Here is a 21,749-nt window from a genome sequence, read left to right on the forward strand (position 1 = left end):
ATGAGAATGAGGATATCCAAGTAACTATTTATCGCTATCCATTATGTTATTCTTATTTGTATGCGTATATGAATATATCAGATAAACGACACAAGGAATAACCACTATACTACAAAAGAATAAATAAGGTCCCATAACTATTTCCTCCTTTTTTTACTGTTTTCAGCCCTTTCTCCTTCCTTAAAATAGCGGGTACCCGCCCAAAAAGTAATTATAGCAACAATTGCCGCATTTATATAAATAATCCAACTCTGCTGTTGATAATTACTGATGAATGTGCTAATGATTCCGCCAGTCACTACATACTTAGCGATATCCATCAACCATTTTCCGATTTCTTTTTTCATAGTAAGATATTTTGTTTGTCAAGGCAAAGATAAATAGAATAATCCATACCGCACGTTATTTTACCTGAAATTGTTCCGTTGCGTAGAGGGCCTCGCCGGTTTGGGTCAGGCCTTCGATGGTGATGGTGAAATCACCGGTCAGGTCGGAGGTGGTAAAGGGGATGGATATAGAGGACTCGCCGTTTGTCCGGATATCGGGTCGCCAAAGTAAGGTATGGCGGAAATCCGGAACGGGAGATCGCTTCTCGGCCTCTGTCCGGTAAGCGGGCATATAGAAGATGCGCTGGGCTTGCGTGCCCTCATAATCAAAGAACTGGGTGGAGTTATCGACTACCAGACCCGGGTAATTATGCTCGTAAGAGGAGAAGGAGGCGATACCGTCGAATATCTGCCCACCGAATACGTACTTACCTTTATACACATCGATCTTCCGGATTTTTAGGGGATCGTACTTAAAAATGATCTCGTGATCGGTGATGGGGATACCATCCAATAAAACCAATGAGTTACCGATCGTATACCCGATCCGCTCCTCGGTCAGGACCGCCAACCGGCGAACCCCATCCATCTTACGGAAACGAAGGCCGGGGATAAACTCGATCACGACCTCCTCCATCGTCGTGAAACGGGTGTACTCATCTAAAAGATAACTCCAATCCGGTTGCCACTGGAACCAAGGCTTCTCCGCTTTTTCCCGAACCAAGGAATCAGACCGATAAGCATGCAACACCTGTAGCCCCACGCTCCGCTTCACCAACTCGTCTTGCCAAGCGGGATTCAATCTCAAGGCGGGAAGCTCCTTCTCCGGATGCGTAGCGTAAGGAGATTCGATGTCCACCCGGTAGCGAGAGGAGGAAGGGGATAAAGCCACCGTCACGATCTCGTGCGTCCCGGATATGTGTCTCGTAAAGAAAGTCACCTCCCCGGCAGGGCCCAGTTGCCCCCCGAAAAGACGGATCTCACCCCCGGAAAAGCCCAATAAAGGCCTCACCGCCTCTTTAGACGAAGGTTCGCCCGTAGACAGATCGATCACTTTCCCCGTCAGGATCGGCCCCTCGTATTCTGCCAAGAATTTACGATCGGCAGGCGATGATCCCGTAGTAGGCATGCTTTGTTTCCAATCAACGATACCGCTCCGGGCGGAAGGTTTATACAAGTCAATCCCGGCGATAGAGACCGATAGGGTCTGTAGATCCGGGGGCAGGCCGTTTATCCGGATCTCCCCCCCTGAACGGGTATCATAGGTCATACGGTCCGGTGATACGGAAACCGGGTCCTCTCGCCTCGTAAAAGAGTAAGCGGGCAATAAAGTATCCGTCAGCAGGGTCTCGTTCGTCACGAAAGTGTTCACCACCGCCAGCGGCTTCTCAAAGAAGACCTCCTCCCCCTCGTTCCGCATATAACGGGTATAGGCCACCAGCCGGTAGTTTCCGGTCGGCAAGGTAGAAGGCAACTGCAGACAACCATCGCCCACCCCCTTCTCCAGCACGAGTCGGGCTTGCACGACCGCCGAGGCGCTATCCAGAAGCTCCACATACCCGACCTTGCTCACGTCGGATAACCGTTGGTCCAAATCCGTGGCAATGAATTTCATCCATACAAGCTCGCCCGACAGATAAAATTGCTTATCCGTTTGCAGGTAAACCCGCTCTCGCAATTCCCCTGCGAGAAGCGTTTGCCCCACCCATAAAAGGCAGAGGAGCGACAAGATACATTGTTTTATCATAGACTTCTTCATAGCAACTAAATTATAAATGACTGGTAGGCCACCAAGAGGGCTTCTGTTTCGAACCAAAACGGCCGCAATCCATACAACGTTTCAGCGCATACGTATTACTCTCCGCATTCATCGGATTATAGGAAACATATCCGTAATCCGGATTATTATCATATTCCGATCCCTGTACGATCGTGCTTGCGCAGCCCGTAACCTCGGCCTCATATACCTTCTCTATCTCCGGAAAGAAACGCTTGAGGCGAGTCACTGTCGCTACTTCCACGAAACCGATCACCGGAACCTCCGGGTCCGTCACGCAACGGATATTCCCTTTCATCTCCGAAGGAATAGGGGCAAACAAGCTACCAGACTCCTCTATGTTCTTCTGCAAATTAAAATAGTAGTCGTAAGCCTCCCGGTGCAACGCATATTGTTCCACCTCCGCATGATACAACATCGAGAAACGGCGATCGCTGGGATGATACGAGGCGATACTTTTGTTAGCGATCACGTTCTGCGTCAGCCTATCGGAACTGCCTAGGGAGATCACCTTCGAGCTGTCCTTCCCCCAGCAATAATACCAATTATTCGATGTAAGTAAATCATATATTACGACCGTATTACCCATTTTCTCGGCGGCCATGAAGATCTCCGCCTTCACCTCCCAATTCTCCTTATACATCCAGCGGAAATAAGAGGATCGATCCGGGGCATTATGCGTAGACACACAGAGACGGACCTCCTCTCCCGGCCCCTTCTTCAGCAAGGAGAGAGAGTCGATCGGAGGCGTTATCTCCGGTCCCAGATAGTCCGACTCATACTCCAGCCCATCCAGCGAGATATGTAGCCGGTACCGGCTACCCGGGTCCAGCTCTCCCATATCCACCTTATACTCTCCCTTCCCGGAAGAATTAGCGCAAGTGAAAACAGCTCCATCCTCACGCTCCACCACCACCTTGGCGTTATTCACGAACTCATCCTCCGTGAAATCGTCGGTCAGGCCCACGCTTCTCCGGAGCTTTATCGTAGTCTCGCCATTCGTGATGATACCATCCACGACCAACAAATCCCGTACCTGCTCCAAGCCCTTCGGCTCGTAATCCGTGACACAGGCGGACAATAACAACAGCAAAGCCCCCAGCCACCAATGAAAGCCTTTTATAGAATCTTTTATCTTCGCTTCTTTCCTCATCTCAACTCCCCCCTAAAATTTAATATTATAAGAGACAAACGGGATAGGCACCCCGAATATCGCCATCTTATATCCCTTTAATTTCCCGTTCTCCGATATATAATACACCGAGTAGGCGTTCTTTCGCCCCGTCAGGTTATAGACCCCGAAAGAGATCGTGCTATGCGTGAGCAACGTCAGGTGGTGGCTCGGCTCGATGTTGAACGAGGCGTCCATCCGGAAAAAGTCCGGGATGCGGTATTGATTACGGTCCGAATAGTAGACAAACTCACCGCCCCCGTAATGATATTTGGAGACCGGCAAGGTGATCGGCCGTCCCGTGCTATAGTCGCAATTCAGCGAGAAGCTGAAACGATGCGTGAACTTATAGTTGCCCACGAACTTCAGGTCGTGCGGCTTATCGAAGTCGGCGGCGTACCAATCCCCCTTGTTCACGGGATTCACGATCATCGGGTCGTTCTGCCGCAGTTGCGTGCGAGAGTAGGTATAGCTTACCCAGCCGTTCAACTTCCCTTGCGTTTTCTTCACCATCAGCTCCACGCCATAGGCACGCCCCTCGGTCCTCAGCACGTCCGTCTCGATGTGGTGGTTCATCAGCAGCTCGGCGCCGTTCCGGTAATCCAGGTAATCCTTCATCGTCTTGTAATATCCCTCCAAGGAGACCTCGATTGTATTGCTCAAGAAATTCCGGTATAGCCCGGCGGCCACTTGCATACCCGTCTGCGGCTTGATGTTAGCGTCGCTCAACTTCCACGTATCCGTGGGCGACATGATGGTCGTGTTGGATAGCTTATGGATATTCTGCCGCATCGTATTAAAGCCGGCCTTCACGGAGAAGTCCTCGGTAAAGGCGTAGCGGGCGGATATGCGGAACTCGGGCCCGTGGTAGGTCTTGAACGCCCCGGTCTTATCCACCGTGCCCGTCACGGTAGCCAAGGAAGGCAGCTGGTCGTCGGCATAGAGATTATAGGTACGGGGCCCCAATACGTTAAATATGGAATAACGGACTCCCACGTTCAAGGAGAGTTGGGAGGTGATATCCCAACGATCGCCCACATAGATAGCGGACTCCACCGCTTTCTCCTTCTCCATCCGGTCCTCCTTCACCAACGACTCCCCACCATAGGGAAGGTATTTCCCCGGCTCCAAGCCGTAGAACAACGAGCTGGCGCCGAAATCCAGCGTATGCTTATCGCTCAGGTAATGCGTGAAGTCCATCTTCCCGTACATCTGGTCGATACGGAAAGCGAGGGAATAAGCGTTCACCGGGTTATCCGTATTACGGGTATTGTAGCCATAATGGTCGTAGCCGGCGGTGAGGACCCCCGTGAAACGATCCGAGAAGATATGCCTCCATTTCACCGAGGCGTTGGCGTTCTCGTAGGCATATCGCTCATCCACGTTAAAGCGGAAACGGTCGTGGCTGTAGTAGCCATTCAGATAGAGGTTGTTCCGCTCGTCGAATTTATGGTTGATCGTGGCGTTCAGGTCGTAGAACCCGGCGTTGCCATCCTTATAGCCGCTCTTCTCGGGGAGTTTCTTCAAGATCCAGTCCGAGTAAGTGGTACGTCCGCCCACGATAAAGGAGGTCTTCTCGGAGAAGAGAGGCCCCTCCAAGGTAAGGCGGCTGGTCAGCAAGCCGATGCTCGCCGATCCCTTGAACTCCTTCTTGTTACCCTCCCGGCTGTTGATGTCGAGCACGGAGGAGATACGTCCGCCATACTTGGCGGGGATGCTGCTCTTGTACAGCTCCATGTCCTTCACCACGTCGGGGTTGAAGACGGAGAAGAAGCCGAACAGGTGGGTCGGGTTATAGACCGTCCCGTCGTTGAAGAGGATTAAGTTCTGGTCCGTCGCCCCGCCCCTCACGTTAAAGCCGCTAGAGGCCTCGCCCACCGCCTTCACGCCGGGGAGCGACATGACTACCTTCATGATATCCACCTCGCCGAACGCCATCGGGATATTCTTTATATCCTTCACCTTCAGGCGTTCCACGCCCATCGTCGTATTCCGCACGTTGGCGATCTTCTCGGAGGAGATCGTGACCTCCTTCAAGGTGTAGACCTGTTCCTCCAGCTCGATATCCAGCTTGCCGTCGGAATGGAGCATGATCTGCCGCCGGGTGTCCTTCATGCCCATGCCTTGTATGTACAGCTCGTGTCGTCCGGGAGGGAGGCGCAGCGTATAATAGCCGTAAGCGTCGGTAGTAGCCCCGATCATCGGGTCCTTCACGAACACGGCCACGCCCACCATCGGCTCGCCGGTCTTGAAATCGCTGATATTGCCGGTCACCGTGACCCGGTCCGCCGCCTTGCCCGAGGCGTCGCCGATCTCGTAGACCTTGTTCTCCGAGGTAGCCTTCTGCTGCTTCCGGCCCGCCATCAGGGAGATACCGGAGCCTTCCTCGTCGCCATCGCCCTCTCTCCGCTTCTCCCGCAGGAAGAAGTTCTCGGGCAGGGAGGTCATCAAGGTGTTATCTCTCAACACAAAGAAGGCGCCGCCATACGAGGATACTTGGAAGGGAGTTCCCTCCAACGCACGCCGCAACGCCACCAAGGGCTCTTCCTTCTCACTGTGTACGCTAACGACCATGGAGTCCGTCTCCAAGGGTTGCCGGTAGACGGGCTGTCCGGTCTGCCGCTCGATAGCGTCGAACACGACATTTAAGGTTACTTGCCGGAAATCCAGATCGACCGTCCGCTGCGCCCTCGCCGTCCAACCGGACAGCAGGCACATTACCATACCGATATATAGGCTCTTTCTCATGGGATCTCGTTTAACTGTTCATACTGTCTCACCACGGCTACGATGGCTTCCTCGGGAGCGTGCTTGAAATCCAGCTTTCGCCGCTTGATATACCGGGCCAGCTCTTTTTTCTTGGACTTGAGGACCTTCAACACGGAGCCTTTGCTCCTCACGGTATAGTAAACACCCTCCTTCCGGATATAATATTTTACGGACTGATCGAAGGATTCATCGACCTGCATATCTTTTATCGTCTTAGATAATATACAAGACCATTTCCCCAGCACGGTACACTTCCCTTCATGCAACCGTAGGTAATAGCCTTCCGGCAGGTTACCCGACCGCTCGTCCGGATACCTGTAGAAGATATCGTACCCATGAAACTCAGCGTAGTCTACCCGATCGCTCGGCAAGACGATATTATAGCGATTGTCCGGAGAGAGCAGTAATAACTCATTCTTGTACAGGTCTAAGCGCATTTTCACGCCCTTGTAAAGAATACCTTCGAAGCTAAGATCCCCGGGTACGTATTTCTCGCTCTTCAAATAGGGGTGATTTCTTATCGAGGTGGGATATTTTAATTGCTCCTTCCCATGGTAAATCACGGATTGGCCGGCGGCGGAAGAGACATAGTCATCCACCGCATCTTGTGCCCTAGCCGTAACGATAGCCAACGCGCATACGCATAAAAACCCCAGAAGCTTTCTCATAAGATCCAGATTTAAAGTTTCATGCCAAATGTAAGCATATATATCCGACAAACCAACAACTTCCGAGGAATTATCACGTGGATAATATACCTTTGCGACGTTTTTAACTTTAACAATTAATCATATATGAAAAAAAATCAGTTTCCGGGAAGCGGAAACAAGCGTGAGAAAGCTGCTGGATAGTTTGGAAAATGCCCAAAAGGCATGGGTGGACTTGAAAAAAGACGCAAAAGGGGCGCATAAGTTGTTTAAAGACTACCAGCCGGAGGAGGATCTGGTTAAACGGGAGAAGATCATCTACACGGGCTCCGTGAAAGACTTCGTGCGGCTGACGCTGCCCATCCTCGATGACCAACGTTTCCGGGTGAACGGGCAGACGAACCGGGAAGCCATGATACGGGCGCTGGACGAGGTGTTCGAGATACACCCCAACGGCTGCCCGGAGCCAAGGAGCTTCCGGAGCATCCTCTCGACGGCGCAGGAGGAATACGGGAAAGCGCATGAATAACAAGCTTCCCGTTTTTCACAACAAAAGTTAAAACTTGGGAGGCGTCCCAAAGCGCCTCCCTACCTTAGCGGCATCAAGCCAGAGACACTGGCTCTTTTTTTATCACTTAAAAATATAGTATGATAAACACGTCATTATTCGCCCTTTTCGGACGATACAAAGGAGACGCCTCGCTAGCGGGCGTACTGGAAAACATCCAAAGAGGAACGTACAAGCAGCTCATCGACGAGACGCGGGAGGCGCTAGCGTCGGGCGATAAGGAACTGGCCGCCAAGCTAAAGAAAAAACTGCCCGCTTTCACCCCACAGGCCACCTACTCCGGGAAACGCCTCGACCCTCACATCACCCGCTATAACCAATTGGTGGTACTCGACATCGACCACGTAGGGGAACGGGAGCTGGAGCGTATCACCCCGCTCGCCACGGAAGCGCCCTACACCGTGGCGTATTTCCGCAGTCCCAGCGGCGACGGGGCGAAACTCATCGCCTACGCCGCCACGGACGAGACCGCCACGCCGGGCAATCACCGGAGGGTCTACGAGGCCATGAGCCGTTGGTACGCCGCCCGGCTCGGCGTGGAGCTGGATACCTCGGGCAGCGACATCGGGCGGCTTTGCTTCGTATCGGACGATCCCGCCCTATACTTCTCGCCTGCCTACCGCCCTTGGCTGGAGGGTACCGGCGAGCTACCGGAGGGCCTCGCCCCGCTACCCCTTACTTGGAAGGAGGAGGTTAGCGAGACGGCTCCCGGGGCGAAGGAAAGGAAGGTGGCATCGCCACTGGAGAAGGCACGCCGGACCGCCGAGCGGAAAGGCCTCTACGCCGAGGGCAACCGCAATAACTTCATCTTCGTCATGGCCGCACGGGCGAACCGGCTGGGCGTGAAGCGGGCCGAGATGGAGGCTTACGCCGCTACCGCCTTCGCCGACTTGCCGGCGGAGGAGCGCCTCGCCGCCATCGAGAGCGCCTACAGCCACGTGGAGGAGCACGCCGCCGAGACGAGCGCCGCCACCTCCCGGAAAAAGGGCGGGGGCCCGCTGGACGTGGTCGCCGTGGAGAATTATATATCCGAGCGTTTCCTCACCCGCAAGAACGGCGTGAGGGGGTACGTGGAGGTAGCCACGAAGAAAAAGCGGAACGGTCAAAAGCCGGTCTTCAAGCCGGTGACCGACTACTGGGTGAACTCGCTCTGGCGGAGTCTCCTGAAGGACGGCCACTACTGCTCGCATAACGACATCCGGGCCATACTGATGTCGGACTTCAGCGAGACGTTCCACCCTTTCCGCACGTATTTCGAGGGGCTGGCCCCGTGGGACGGGGTGACGGACTGGATCGGGCAGCTGGCCGATACCGTGGGCACCACCCGGCCCGCCTTCTGGCGGGATTGCCTCAAGCGCTGGCTTATCGCGCAAGTGGCCGGCTCCATGGAGTTAGGCGTGGAAAACCATACCATCCTGCTACTGGCCGGCGGGCAGGGGCTGGGCAAGACCTCGTGGCTGCGGAACCTCGTGCCGCCCGAGCTGCGGGACTATCTTTTCACGGGCAATGTCAATCCGTATAGCAAGGGTTTCCCGCAGATGATGGTGGACTGCCTCTTGATCGTCATCGACGAGATGTCCGGCCAGAGCTACGCCGATCTGAACCGCCTCAAGGCGCTCACCTCCACAGGGGTCATCTACCTGCGCCGCCCGTACGGACACTATGCCGAGACGCAGATACGCCACGCCTCCTTCGCCGCCACGGTGAACGACTTGCAATCGCTGCCGGACGATAACGAGTCTCGCCGCTTCCTCTGCTTCGAGGCCACACGGATCGATTACCAGTCGCCCGTGCGACACGCCGACATCTACGCCCAAGCTCTCGCCCTCTTCCGCCGGGGCGAGAAATACTGGTTCTCCGGCGAAGACATCCGGAAGATCAACGAGAACAACGAGACCTTCCGCCAGCGAAGCCCCGAGGAGGAATTGTTCTTCACCTATTTCCGCAAACCGGAGCGTTTTGACACGCCACAGTATCTTACGGCGAGCGATATTATGACGAAACTAAGTGTATTTACACGTATCACGCCGACACGTTCCAATATAGTTACGTTGAGCAAGGTGCTGAAAAAACACGGTTTTAAGCTCACGAAAACTAGAGGAAAACTACTGTTTGAGGTCGCCGAGATCACCTCGGAACAGGTAAAAGCCAATTTTTTGCGCCCTAGGCAAGAGGAAGAGGATAGAGCCCAAAAGGAGAATGATATCTTTAAAGGTCAAGAAGATAAGCCGGAATAAAAACTGACTTTCTAAAATGAGCAGGGCGCAAAAGGCGCAAAAAACAGTGTCTGGAAAAACATTTTACAAAAAAATAAATATATATCACACTATAGCAGTGTGATGAAAAAATATATTTACAAGAAAAGTTTTATATAGGCACGTAAAGATGCGCCTTTTGCGCCCTAACCCCGGCACCGATATTCGCCGGGATTAAGAAACATGACCGGAAAACCAATGAGATACGGATGCTAAGTCAATGGAACGCAAGACGGATTCCATTGACTTAGCGCCCCTATTCCACCCGGATACCATCCGGCTCTCACGGCTCGCCGAGCGACTCGATGATGGCCCGTACCATGGCGGGCGAATAGACCCGCTCGCCCTCGTGATAACCCAGCGAGAGGAGGCGACCGGGCAGGCCGGGATAGATCGTTATCCAATGTTGCAGCTTGCGGTGGGCCGAGCGGGGATGCAGGTCGGGCAGGTAGACCTCGGCCAGCTCCATCCGCCCGTACGCTCGTATCTTGAATGTCGTTTCCATATCCTAAAGATAGTGAATCTCCGGCATATATCCATCATTTCCCGGAGAAATAATTCACCCGAAATCACCCTAAGTCACCCAAAGCGACAAAGCCCCCATGCCCTGCCGTATCTTTGTATCAACATTAAAAAACAACACATTATGATCCGCTACAAGAAGTATCAAAACAAGAACGAGAAGAACGTGACAACCTTCAACAAGTGGTACGCCCGTGCCGTATGCGAGGAGACGGTAGACATCGCCGCCTTGGCCGAGCACATGTCCACCCACAACACCCCCTTCTCCACCGGCGCCATCCACGGCATGCTGAAGGACATGGTGAATTGTATCAAGGAGCTGCTGATGGACGGCAAGAACGTGAAGATAGACGACCTCGGCATCTTCAGCGTGGGCATCCGCTCGAAGGGGGCCGTCACGCCGGAGGATTTCTCCACGCAAGGCAATATCATCGGCGTACGCCTCCGTGCCCGTGCCACGGGCAACCTCTCCAGCGCCTCGCTCAAGCTGACGGCCAAGCTCCGTGAGTACACCGAGTACTCGAACGGAGAGGTGACCCCGGGAGGTGGCGGGGGCGATTCCGAGAGCCCGGACGAGATTTAGGGAATTGAAAATTGAGAATTGAAAATTAAGTGGTATGGAGATTTCTGTTTTTATACGTGAATACGCTCCGCTGGCCAGGGAGGCCGGGCGGGCGTTCCGGATCGATCCGGTGGTGATCTTGGCACAGGCGGCCATCGAGACGGGTTGGGGCGAGAGTACGCTCTGCCGGGAGTATCATAACTTTTTCGGCATCACGGCCTACGGGCTGCCCAACGTATGGTGGACCGGCCGGTGGACGGAGCTGTCGCCCCGCTCGCTACGTTTCCGGATCTACCCGGACGATAAGTGCTCGTTCATGGATTACTGCCGCCTGCTTCGCTCGGCCTATCCCCGGGCGGCCGACATGAGCGCCAACCCTACGGCCTTCGCCAAGGAGATCGCTTACAGCCCCTACATCAGCGAGGTGAACGGCGATAACCGGGAAGCCTATCGTAAGCTGATCGTCCAGCTTTGCCGAAAAATCAGCTCGCAACTATCAATCGTTAATCAAAAGGGCGGGCAGATGCCGCCCCTATCATCAACTGTCAACTAAAATGAAATACCTTGAACTCATCCTCCGTTGCCTCACGGCGCTCCTCCGGGTCATCTTCCCGCAGCATCCCCCTGTTCCCGAAACGACAGACGCTACCGGCGCTGCTCCTTCTCCTGCTAGCCCTCCTCTCCCTCCTCATGCGGGAGACGGAGGTGACGCTAGCGGCGATCGGCGCCTCGCTGACGCTCTTCCGCCACGACGGCACCCCTCCTCCCCACCGCCCCCCGGGGCGGACTGGCTGGGTATCTCCGGCTACACCCTCCTCATAGCGGGGTGCGCAGGGTGCCTCTTGAAATACTGGGGTTATTAGAGGAAATGGGAATTTGAAGAATACTATTTTCTTCAAGCAAAAAGGGTATGCCGTGATGCATACCCTTTAACTTTTATTAAACCATCTATTCCTTTTGTGGTTATAAAAGAACATATAACCATCAATTATTCAAGACAAACTCTTCTATGGCATAACCGTTATATAAGTTGTCACTCCATCTACCCTAACTCCATTAACATATACATCACAAACTAGTCGATAAGAACCCGGAGAATATACGTTAATCGAACAATAATCACCATTCGGATAACAATAACAATTCCCAGAACCTACAATACTCCATCTAAATTCAGCACCACTAGGAGCATTGAACAGTTGGTAAGACGACCCTGCGTAACCACCACTAAACTTCAAAGAAGTTTCCCCCTTAATATACATAGCAGCAGCAACTGCCATTATATCTACATTATCGTTTTCCACTTCTACAGCTTGAATTGTAGAAAAAGAACACACAGAAAGGCACAAAATAATAAAACAGCATAATAACTTCTTCATAATTTTAAAATTTAATTGAGTTTCAATAAAAAAGAATTCTAAAATATAAGAAGACAAACTCTTTAAGAGCAAGAATCTGTAAGCACCATTCAAAATAAAAACGATAAGGAAGTCCCCTGCCTTCCTTATCGCCATAAACCTTTAGTTTCTCCAAGCTTCCGGCTGTACCAAGTACGGAGTACCTGTTTCCGGATCTGTACCCAAAGTCAAGATCTCATCGTCAGGAACGGGCAACATTGTCTTATTTGCCGGCAGGTAAGAGGCACCCGCAAACTTAGAGATATACTGTTTCTCATAGTCCACATAGGCTTTCAACTCACTAGCCATCACATCACCACCCCAACGGGACAAATCGAACCAGCGCTCACCTTCCATAGCCAACTCTAACTTACGCTCCATGCGAATCGCCTTGATACAAACATCTTTGTTTGAGAATGCGGCATGTGAAGAAGGATATTCGGCAATCTTATAATTAGCGGCTGGAGTCCCATCATCTAACTTAACAATATTAACATCCAAAGCCGCACGACGACGAATCTTGTTAACCTGCTCCATCGCACCTTTCAGATTCCCAGCGTTAGCCAAGCATTCAGCATATAATAAAGTTAAGTCACGAACACTTAAATATTGCAAGTTCATAGCAGAACCCGGTGCCCAACCACCATATAACGCTTTCATACCAGCCGCATCCTCAGCCTTGCTATATACATGCTTTTTCGGCATGAAGATACCGCCATTCGTAGCATCTCGTACCCAACCATTCTCTGGGAATCCCCAATCCTTATAAGGAATACCAAAACGACCTACAGCAAAATCCAATCGAGGATCGACCGCAATGTTATTATCGTTAACGGCTAGCACAGCATCTTGGGAACTATCGGAGTTACGAACTGATACACTCTTCTTCGTACGATATTCACCGTTCAAGTAAGGAAGGCCATTCGCATCTACTTGGAACGAATTCACCAACTCAAAAGAAGGCTGGTAGAAACCACAACATCCACCGGGACCTGTATTATGCGGATAAGCTAAACAGAAGGGAGCCCCCCCCATATTCTCTGCCGCATTTGAGTATTGTACCGCAAAAACGGATTCCTTACCATTTTCTGTCAAAGCATTGAAGTTATTGTCCAGATCATCTTCCAGTCCATAAGCCATACCCTTAGACGTAACACCATTTGTCAACACATCCGCTAAGATAGGTTGCGCTTCCGCCAAATCACCATGCCACATCAAGATCTTAGCCTTCAAAGCCTTCGCTGCGGATTTATTCGCCCGACCAACCTCACCAACAACCTTAGGATCATCCGATAAATTCGCTATAGCATCATCCACGTCGGCAACGACCAAACTATAGATATCTTTGTCATTATGCACCTTTGGGTCATTCTCTTGATTAGTCTCATCAATATAGGGGAGATAAACACCAAACACACGCATTCCCTCGAAATAAGCCAAGGCTCGTAAGAATTTCAACTCGCCTTTACGCATTTGGCGAATTTCCTCCTTCATATCCTCCGCTTTTTCCAAGACCTGAAGAGCCAAGTTAACACGTTTGCTCATTTGATACACCCAAACCCATTTTTGCTTGATATAGCCATTGGTCGACAATGTATTATACAATTCTATCTCATTCACCGTAGATTGGTCGTTAGGGTCTGATCCCTTGTTGGCATCACCCCCATAAATACCACCCCATACCCAGTTAAACGGAGAAGCTTGATAGGGATCGTATCCTTCCACAGGAGAGGCTAAACCCGCATAAGCACTAGTAACCAGCAACTCCACACCTTGAGCATTCGCCAAAGCCTCCGGGGTCAAAACTCCTTGCGGCTCCTTTCCCAAGAAATCATCGCCACAAGACCCTAAAGTCAGCATACTGGCAAAAGCCAACGCTAATATATATTTGTTGTGTTTCATAATAAAATTCATTTTAAAAGTTAATCAAATCCCTAAACATTAGAAAGCGAAATTTACACCGAACAAGAAACGCATCGTTGAAGGCCATCCACCCATATCAACACCTCTCTGTAGGTCTCCCCCACTTTCTTTGCCCATATCCGCATTCGTATATTCCGGATCCAATCCAGAGTAACCGGTAATAGTCAGCAAATTCTCGGCTTGTACATACAAACGTAAGTTTTGGATACCCACCTTAGATAACACGCTCTTCGGAAGCGTATAACCCAAAACCACATTCTTCAAACGCAAGAACGAAGCATTCTCTACGTAATAAGAGTTCGAGAATTTACCAGAATAACCATCGTTCGAATCCAAGATCGGCAAAATGGCATTGCTATTATCAGCACCGGGAGTCCAAGATTGATCACGCATACGCTCAGACTTGTTACCGTTGAACATCCAGAAGTCCGTAAAATATTTCGTATTGTTAAACAGGTCATTGCCGATAGTTGAATACCAGAACATCGTGAAGTCCCAGTTTTTCCAAGTAACCGTAGCGTTTAAGCCAGCGATCAAATCAGGATGGGGAGAACCGATGAACGTACGGTCTCTTTCCGTCAACTTACCATCCTTATCCACATCATCAAACTTAAATTTACCGACCCAAGCCTTGGCGGACTCAGCGTTCAATCCGGATTGTCCTAGAGGCGGCAAGGCCAAAACCTCGTCAACGTTCTCATAGAAACCATTCACCTTGTAACCATAGAACTCAGAGATAGCATGTCCTTTCGTCGTACGGGTCACGTTTCCATCCAAGCGAGTTCCCGCTCCCCACAAAGAGGCATCATCCGACTCCGAGATACGCAGTACCTCATTCTTATAATGGGAAAGGTTCAAACTTACGTCCCAAGACCAATCACCTTTTGAATCTCTATAATTCAAGTTCAAATCGACACCCGTATTCTTGATATCACCGAAATTGATATATGGTTTCTTGATCTCCGGGTTAGCAAACGCTGAATATTGAGCCTCGATCAACATATCCGTTGTCTTCTTCCAATACCACTCAGCACCAATATTGAATTTACCATTTAAGAAAGTAGCGTCCACTCCGACGTTCCACATCTCTGTAGACTCCCACTTGGTATCCTCGTTTCCATATTTATCTAAGATGAAACCTGTTGTAGTAGAATTATTCTGTCCGTTCAAATCGTAGTCAGAACGTTTCGGGTAAGTTGCAAGTTCCATAGCATAGTTCGTAATACGAGGAACCTCAGAGTTTCCTGTCTGTCCATAACCGACACGCAACTTCAAATCGTCCAACCAATCTCTCGTACTTTCCATGAAATCCTCTTGGGAAATACGCCAACCTAAAGAAGCGGATGGGAACACACCATAACGATTAGATTTTGAGAAACGAGATACACCATCCCGACGGATGATACCTGTGAACAAATATTTATCATTGAAAGAATAATCTACACGGCCGAACAAGCCAAACAAAGCAAACTCACCCTTATATTCGGAATTCGCCAAACGCTGGTTGTTATTCTCACCCATATTCAGCACCCAACTATTCGTATTATCCTCAAACAAATAATTGTAACGACGACCGGTCAACTTGCGTCCCAGACCGTCACGGATAGCCTCCGTACCTAACAGAACGGTAAGTTTATGGATATCATTAAAAGTCTTGTTATAGGTCAACGTATTCGTCCATACCCAACGATAATTAAACTCACTTTGTTCCTCAAAGTTATTCTGTCCCATAGACTCTGAGAACTCCGGATTTTTCTTTTCCATGCGATAATAATACCGGTTCGTATAGTCGATACCGAAGTTCGTACGGAATGTCAAGTCCTTGAAAATATCCGCCTCAGCCCATAAGTTACCAAAGATACGGTTGCGAGTATAATAGTTGTCCTTATTACGGACTTGATTGGCTACCGGATTCTGGAAGTTACCCGTACCGGAGAACTTTGATCCAGCGAAATTACCTGCGATATCATATACCGGAACCCAAGGAGAAGCACGATATGTCCACGAATAAGGATTAGATTCCGCTCCATTCGCACTCAAGCCATTATCTTTCGTGAAAGCATACGTTAAGTTCTCACCCACACGTAACCAGTCACGTACATTGAAAGAGGTATTCGCACGCACTTGATAACGCTGATAGTAAGAATCAATTACCGTACCGTCTTGTTTGAAATAGTTTGCGCTTAAGTTATACTGTCCCTTTTCCGTACCACCGGACAAGCCGATCTGGTGATTTTGAATCATGGCGGCACGATCTAACTCATCCCACCAGTCCGTATCTGAGAATGGTGCGTAAGTTGTAGTAGGATAATCATAGTCGCTCGGATCTATTGTAGTAGAACCCTGAGCACCTGATTGTGTCAAGTAATTCGGGATAGAAGGTCTATCCCCCGTACCAAATTGAGGATTACTTGGATAACCTCCGATATCACGCATAGCAATATTATTCTTCTGCGCCTCCCAATCTAGGTTCAAGCGATCCATAGAATTCAACACGTCATATTTCTTACCCGTCTTCTGGACACCAATATAACCGTCGTACGTTAATCTCGGTTGCCCGCTCTTCGTACCTTTCTTCGTCGTGATCAAGATAACACCGTTCGCAGCCTGCGCACCATAGATAGCGGCAGAAGAGGCATCCTTCAATACCTGCATACTCTCAATATCGTTCGGATTCAAAGTACTTAGATCCTGATTACGTGTTGACACGCCGTCAATTACGTATAATGGGCCGTTATCATTAACCGTATTGATACCACGAATACGAACCATTGAAGGAGAACCCGGAGAACCGGTCTGACCGATATATACACCGGCCGCCTTACCTTGCAACTGCTGGGTAGCGGAAGATCCGGAAGATGCCAAAAGGTCCTTCGTATCGACTACTGCCACGGAGCCTGTGATATCTTTCTTCTGCTGCGTACCGTAACCTACTACTACGACCTCATCAAGGTTTTGCGTATCTTCTTTCAATGTCACATTTACCACTTCTCCCGAAGCCGGAATTTGTTGGGATACATAACCAATGTAGGAAACGACTAAAATGGAGTTGGGCTCAACTTCCAAGGAATACTTACCGTCAAGGTCGGTAATCGTACCGTTTGTAGTACCTTTTACTACAACATTCACACCCAAAAGGGGTTCACCCTTTGCGTCAGTTACCGTACCGGTAACTTTCTTAGCTTGTTGGGAGATGGACACATTCGCGTTAGACGCATGGATTGGAGGGGTTACACCCGCACCGACCATAAGGAAACAAAGTGCCAAACCCAGCCCGCTTTTAACAAAAGCCAACTGTTTGTTCATCATAACACAAAAATAGGTTAACATTAATAATTATATCCACTCTTCGTATACGGGTACAAATATAAATTATTATTCTCAATAAACAACAATAGTATGCATATTTTTTTCACATTCCCTTGAACTTGCGGATATGTGTTCGTACAAATAGCTATTATAGACCCAATAAGGCTTATTCTTGTTAACAAAAAGACACCTTCACAAGAATCAACAATATGTTAAAAACCGCATAAAAAATACAATCTATTCCTAATTTTTCCGAAGACTTTTAAACCTTATTATCAATCTACAGCACGGTAAATGAGTCTCTTGGGCCATATAAAAGAAAAGAGGACGCCGTTTTACCGACATCCTCCTAAGCTCTTATCGCATTAGATCCATGAGCCTTACCGGCTACCAGCTATCGATTTACTCACGATATTCGTTACGGCCTCTTGCATCTTCTCGATGACGCCGCTGTTTTCCATCCCGTATTCGGAGGCGATCGTCTCCAGATTCGGGGAACCGACCCAAACCTTGCCGTCCGCATCTTCCCAAACGGAGATACGTAGCGGCAGCTCCAAAGAGATAGACGGATCTTGCTGCATCAATAAAGTCCCGACTTTCGGTGAGCCGAAGACGATCACCTTATTCGGAGGCAGCTTCATCCCTACCTCGCTAGCGTTTCGCCCATGATCGAACATGGCGAACACGGAACCTCCTTGAGACTTGATAATCTCCTCGATCCGCCGCATCGTCTCATCCACGCTAAACGGGCTTACTGTTTTTTCCATCAAACGATTCTTTTTCTCCATGGCTGCAATTTTCTTTAGTTTTGTCAAGACAGGAGTCTTGACCGTCCGTACGCTCGACTTCCGGTCATTATTCAGCTGCTCATAAATAACGATCTTATTCTCTCCTTTGTTCAGCCATACGCCCGGTATGTAAAGCGTTTGCTGAGGGCCGGCATACCAATAGCGGCCGATATTGACGCCATTGATGAAAATAATGCCCTTTCCCCAATCCTCCATGTCGATGAACGTATCGCCGGTATCGGACAGGTGGAAGGTTCCCTCGTAGAGAACCGGCTTATTCCCCAACGCCGCTACCTCGGGCGAGCCATTCTTATAGACATAAGGTTCGCCGGAGACCAAAGCCGGCATCCGGTCCATCGGGAGCTTGTACATCTTCCAGTCCGATATCTCGCTGCCGTTAATCTTGACCGAGCTGATGATCCCCTTCGTATTGCGTACGATCTCCTCGCCATAATTGATACGCCCCATGTTCTCCACCAAGATGTCCAAGGTAGCGTTGAACGGGATATCGATTTCCATCGCATATTGGTTGAAGCAACGGTTTAACTCGCCGACACGCTCGCCATCCACGTAGATCGTAGCGTAATCACGCAAGCCCGGTATCTCCAAACGGCCTTTCAGGGGTTGGTTGAAATGGGTAGAGTACAAGACGTAGCCGTATCCTTGGTTCAATTGCTCGAACGTGAGAGGTGTCGGAGACGCTACTGGTTCCCCTTCTTTCGCCAAGGCCAACACATCGGCTACCTTCGTCAAGGAGATCGACGGGATCTCGATCAGCGGTATAGGGGCTGGGGCCTCGGGGACGTCATAAGTGACGTATTTCCGGATCACGTTGCGGATCGAGTCGAACTTCGGGGTCACCCAACCCGCCTCGCTGATCGGGGCGTCGTAGTCGTAGCTGGTCAAGTCCGGCTGGATATCATGCTTCTTGTCGTAATTGGCGCCACTGGTGAAACCGAAATTCGTACCGCCATGAACCATATAGAAATTGAAAGAGACATCGTTTTGGAGGTACGTCTCCGTCTGCCTCGCTATGCCGGAATCGCTTATATCGGGGAATGGTTCCGCCCAGTGCATCAGCCAACCGGGATAAAACTCGGCTACCATATACGGGCCTACTCCCCCGTGATACTCGTTCACCACCTTTTTCAAGTTCTCCACGTTGCTCTCCCCGTTCGCCGTAGGCAACGCTCCCGGGGTGGAACCGCCCTCGAACAACCAGCTTCCGTCCGAGGTGAACAGAGGCACGTTGAAACCGGCGTCCGCCAATTGCCGCTTGATCTTGGCGTTGTAGCGGCGATGCTCCTCCAAGGGGATATCCTTACGTTGCGCCACGTAAGAGCCGAACTCGTTCTCGGCCTGCACCATGATGATAGGGCCGCCTTTCGACACCTGCAAGTCGCCGACCTGCTCGTAAAGCTTATCGATATAAAGCTTCGTGCGTTTCAAGAACTCCGGGTTATCCCGGCGGATCTCCATGCCCGGTATATTCTGCAACCACCACGGATAACCACCGAACTCCCACTCGGCGCATACGTACGGGCCGGGACGGAGGATCACCATCAATCCCTCCTCTCCCGCTATCCGGATATACTCGGCCAGATTCTTGTCTCCCTCGAAATCCCATTTACCCGGCTCCGTCTCGTGCAGGTTCCAGAAGACATAGGTAGCGACCGTATTCAAGCCCATCGCTCGCATCATCCGAAGGCGATGCCGCCAATATTGATGAGGGATACGAGGGTAATGCATCTCACCCGAGAGGATCGGGGTTACCTTCCCGTTTACATAAAAATGACCGTCCTTGATCTCGAACGTACGTTTCTCCTTGGCGAACGAGCCGACAGGTATCAGCATCAAAAGGAGCAATAGATAGGCGATTTTCTTTTTCATGGAATCCATGTGTTATAAAGATTTATTTTTAGGTTTAAGATCTCGTGGCAAATGTATGTAAATAAAAAGAGGATGCCAAATAAATGACATCCTCTCTAGCTTATATATTATATAATGTATAAGTCTGTATTAAGCTTGCTCCAACTGCAAAGTCTTAGTCGGCTGGTCGCAAACCTCCGTCGGACCGAAGTACTGGATCGGACCCGGATATACATAGCTAGTAGTCAAAGCCCACTCGTCACGGTTAGCGGCGAACGCCTTGAAAGGAGCGCCGTCAAGCTTAACCAAAGCCTTCTGGATAACCGGCTTCATCTCGCCATGACGTTTCTCCATGTTCATCATCATAGTAACAGGGATACCACCGGCGATCCATTGATCAGCGGGAGCGGTCGTGTTACGTACGGAAGACATATAACCTGTCTTACCGGCGGCGATCAAGCAAGATGCCGTGTAACCCAAAGAGTAGCAGTAGTCCGCATCGTAGTTAGACGGAGCGGCGCAACGACCCTCGTAACCGAAGAAGTGGTGTTGTGCGGCGAACTTGCCTACGTACTTGCCCTCGGCCTTCCACTCAGCCAATTTCTTGCCAACCATCTCAGACAATAACTTCTCAGTCTCGATCAAAGAAACCTGTACGTTTCCGTGCGGGTCACGGTCCAAAGACAACTGACGAGCTACGCCCTCCGGAAGAGAAGCATACAGATCAGAGTTCTCCTTCGTCAACTTGCTGATGATATAAGCACGTTGCTCGCTCTTCTTGATCATCTTGAACTCAGCGTCGTGCTTAGCCAAGAAGTCGTTCAACTCGGCGATCAAGCGTTTCATAGCCGGAACGAACTCGATCAAGCCCTCAGGGATCAATACCGTACCGAAGTTATTACCCTCGGCGGCACGTTTAGCCACGATACCAGCCACGTAAGTAACGATATCGTCCAAAGACATATTCTTCTCCTCAACCTCCTCGGAGATGATACAAACGTTCGGTTGAGTCTGCAAAGCGCACTCCAAAGCGATATGAGAAGCGGAGCGACCCATCAATTTGATGAAGTGCCAGTATTTCTGGGCGGAGTTACAGTCACGTTGGATGTTACCGATTACCTCGGAGTAAACCTTACAAGCCGTGTCGAAACCGAAAGAGGTCTCGATCTGGGCGTTCTTCAAGTCGCCGTCGATCGTCTTCGGGCAACCGATTACCTGTACGCCGGCGCCAATAGCCTTGTAATACTCGGCCAATACGCAAGCGTTCGTGTTAGAATCGTCACCGCCGATAATAACCAAAGCCTTGATATCAAGCTCTTTCAAGATCTGAAGACCTTTATCGAATTGCTCTTTCGTCTCTAATTTCGTACGTCCGGAACCGATCATATCGAAACCGCCCGTGTTACGGTACTCGTCGATAATATCAGCCGTCAATTCCATATATTTATGATCGATCAAACCGCCCGGGCCCAAGATGAAACCATACAGACGAGAATCTGCGTTGTGAGCCTTGATACCGTCGAACAAACCAGCGATCACGTTGTGACCACCGGGAGCCTGACCACCGGAAAGGATCACACCAACGTTCATGACAGGCATAGCCTTCTCCTCGTTACTCTTCTCGAATGTAACGATCGGCATTCCGTAAGTGTTCGGGAACAATTTCTTGATTTCTTCCTGATCGGCTACTGATTGAGTATACTCGCCGTCAACGGCTTTCACTGCACCTTTCAACGCAGCGGGTACCTTCGGTTGGTAAGCTGCTCTTGCGATTTGTAATGCACTCTTTGTCATTTCTTAATTGATTTATTTAGAAATTATTTGATACGTGTTCAAAAGTGACGCGAATATAAGGAAAAAAATCCG

At 50.2% G+C, this 21,749-nt stretch carries 15 protein-coding genes; 4 read left to right on the plus strand and 11 right to left on the minus strand.

The genetic code is table 11. The features are described 5' to 3' along the window. Nucleotides 1–137 precede the first annotated feature (137 nt). From BDI_RS07510 to BDI_RS07530, 5 genes are read right to left on the minus strand one after another with little or no spacing between them, the layout of a single operon-like run. Complete coding sequence (locus BDI_RS07510; protein ID WP_005855965.1) at nt 138–347, minus strand: DUF6722 family protein; 210 nt, start codon at nt 345–347, stop codon at nt 138–140. Nucleotides 348–402: 55 nt separating this feature from the next. After that, entirely contained in the window at nt 403–2,085 is a 1,683-nt protein-coding gene (locus tag BDI_RS07515) for a hypothetical protein (RefSeq protein WP_011966481.1), read from the minus strand. 10 nt (nt 2,086–2,095) lie between these two features. Next, nucleotides 2,096–3,256, minus strand: a complete 1,161-nt coding sequence (locus tag BDI_RS07520; RefSeq protein WP_009017809.1) for a DUF4249 domain-containing protein — start codon at nt 3,254–3,256, stop codon at nt 2,096–2,098. Nucleotides 3,257–3,268: 12 nt separating this feature from the next. Further along, a complete protein-coding gene (locus tag BDI_RS07525) occupies nt 3,269–6,022 on the minus strand; it encodes a TonB-dependent receptor (protein ID WP_011966482.1) in 2,754 nt (917 codons plus the stop codon). Next, nucleotides 6,019–6,711, minus strand: a complete 693-nt coding sequence (locus BDI_RS07530) for a hypothetical protein (protein WP_005855955.1) — start codon at nt 6,709–6,711, stop codon at nt 6,019–6,021. Before BDI_RS07530 ends, BDI_RS07525 begins: the two co-directional genes overlap by 4 nt. Nucleotides 6,712–6,874: 163 nt before the next feature. Here BDI_RS07530 and BDI_RS21030 point away from each other — a divergent pair, with 163 nt between their 5' ends. Both BDI_RS21030 and BDI_RS07540 read left to right on the plus strand, forming a co-directional pair. Beyond that, nucleotides 6,875–7,219 (plus strand): hypothetical protein, encoded by a 345-nt coding sequence (locus tag BDI_RS21030; RefSeq protein ID WP_005855952.1) that lies wholly within the window; start codon nt 6,875–6,877, stop codon nt 7,217–7,219. Nucleotides 7,220–7,338: 119 nt separating this feature from the next. Next, nucleotides 7,339–9,495, plus strand: a complete 2,157-nt coding sequence (locus BDI_RS07540; protein WP_011966483.1) for a BT4734/BF3469 family protein — start codon at nt 7,339–7,341, stop codon at nt 9,493–9,495. A 301-nt stretch (nt 9,496–9,796) separates the two neighbouring features. Here the strand turns inward: BDI_RS07540 and BDI_RS07545 are convergent, their stop codons facing one another. Then, entirely contained in the window at nt 9,797–10,018 is a 222-nt protein-coding gene (locus BDI_RS07545) for a DUF4248 domain-containing protein (RefSeq protein WP_005868065.1), read from the minus strand. A gap of 141 nt (nt 10,019–10,159) precedes the next feature. Here BDI_RS07545 and BDI_RS07550 point away from each other — a divergent pair, with 141 nt between their 5' ends. Both BDI_RS07550 and BDI_RS07555 read left to right on the plus strand, forming a co-directional pair. Further along, nucleotides 10,160–10,618, plus strand: coding sequence for a hypothetical protein (locus BDI_RS07550; RefSeq protein ID WP_005855948.1), 459 nt, complete (start codon nt 10,160–10,162; stop codon nt 10,616–10,618). Nucleotides 10,619–10,652: 34 nt separating this feature from the next. After that, a complete protein-coding gene (locus BDI_RS07555) occupies nt 10,653–11,150 on the plus strand; it encodes a glucosaminidase domain-containing protein (RefSeq protein WP_011966485.1) in 498 nt (165 codons plus the stop codon). A 454-nt stretch (nt 11,151–11,604) separates the two neighbouring features. Here the strand turns inward: BDI_RS07555 and BDI_RS07565 are convergent, their stop codons facing one another. The 5 genes from BDI_RS07565 to BDI_RS07585 form a co-directional block, all read right to left on the minus strand. Continuing rightward, nucleotides 11,605–12,111 carry a hypothetical protein gene (locus BDI_RS07565; RefSeq protein WP_008771787.1) on the minus strand — a complete coding sequence of 169 codons (507 nt, stop codon included), beginning with the start codon at nt 12,109–12,111 and terminating at the stop codon, nt 11,605–11,607. A 6-nt stretch (nt 12,112–12,117) separates the two neighbouring features. After that, nucleotides 12,118–13,896, minus strand: coding sequence for a RagB/SusD family nutrient uptake outer membrane protein (locus tag BDI_RS07570; protein WP_009276362.1), 1,779 nt, complete (start codon nt 13,894–13,896; stop codon nt 12,118–12,120). A 39-nt stretch (nt 13,897–13,935) separates the two neighbouring features. Then, nucleotides 13,936–17,226 (minus strand): SusC/RagA family TonB-linked outer membrane protein, encoded by a 3,291-nt coding sequence (locus BDI_RS07575; protein WP_008771785.1) that lies wholly within the window; start codon nt 17,224–17,226, stop codon nt 13,936–13,938. Between the two features lie 380 nt (nt 17,227–17,606). Further along, nucleotides 17,607–19,913 (minus strand): beta-galactosidase, encoded by a 2,307-nt coding sequence (locus BDI_RS07580; RefSeq protein ID WP_011966487.1) that lies wholly within the window; start codon nt 19,911–19,913, stop codon nt 17,607–17,609. A 120-nt stretch (nt 19,914–20,033) separates the two neighbouring features. Next, nucleotides 20,034–21,677, minus strand: a complete 1,644-nt coding sequence (locus BDI_RS07585) for a diphosphate--fructose-6-phosphate 1-phosphotransferase (RefSeq protein ID WP_005855923.1) — start codon at nt 21,675–21,677, stop codon at nt 20,034–20,036. Nucleotides 21,678–21,749 lie beyond the last annotated feature (72 nt).

Origin of the sequence: Parabacteroides distasonis ATCC 8503 (assembly GCF_000012845.1) — a bacterium.
In the GTDB taxonomy this organism is placed as follows: domain Bacteria; phylum Bacteroidota; class Bacteroidia; order Bacteroidales; family Tannerellaceae; genus Parabacteroides; species Parabacteroides distasonis.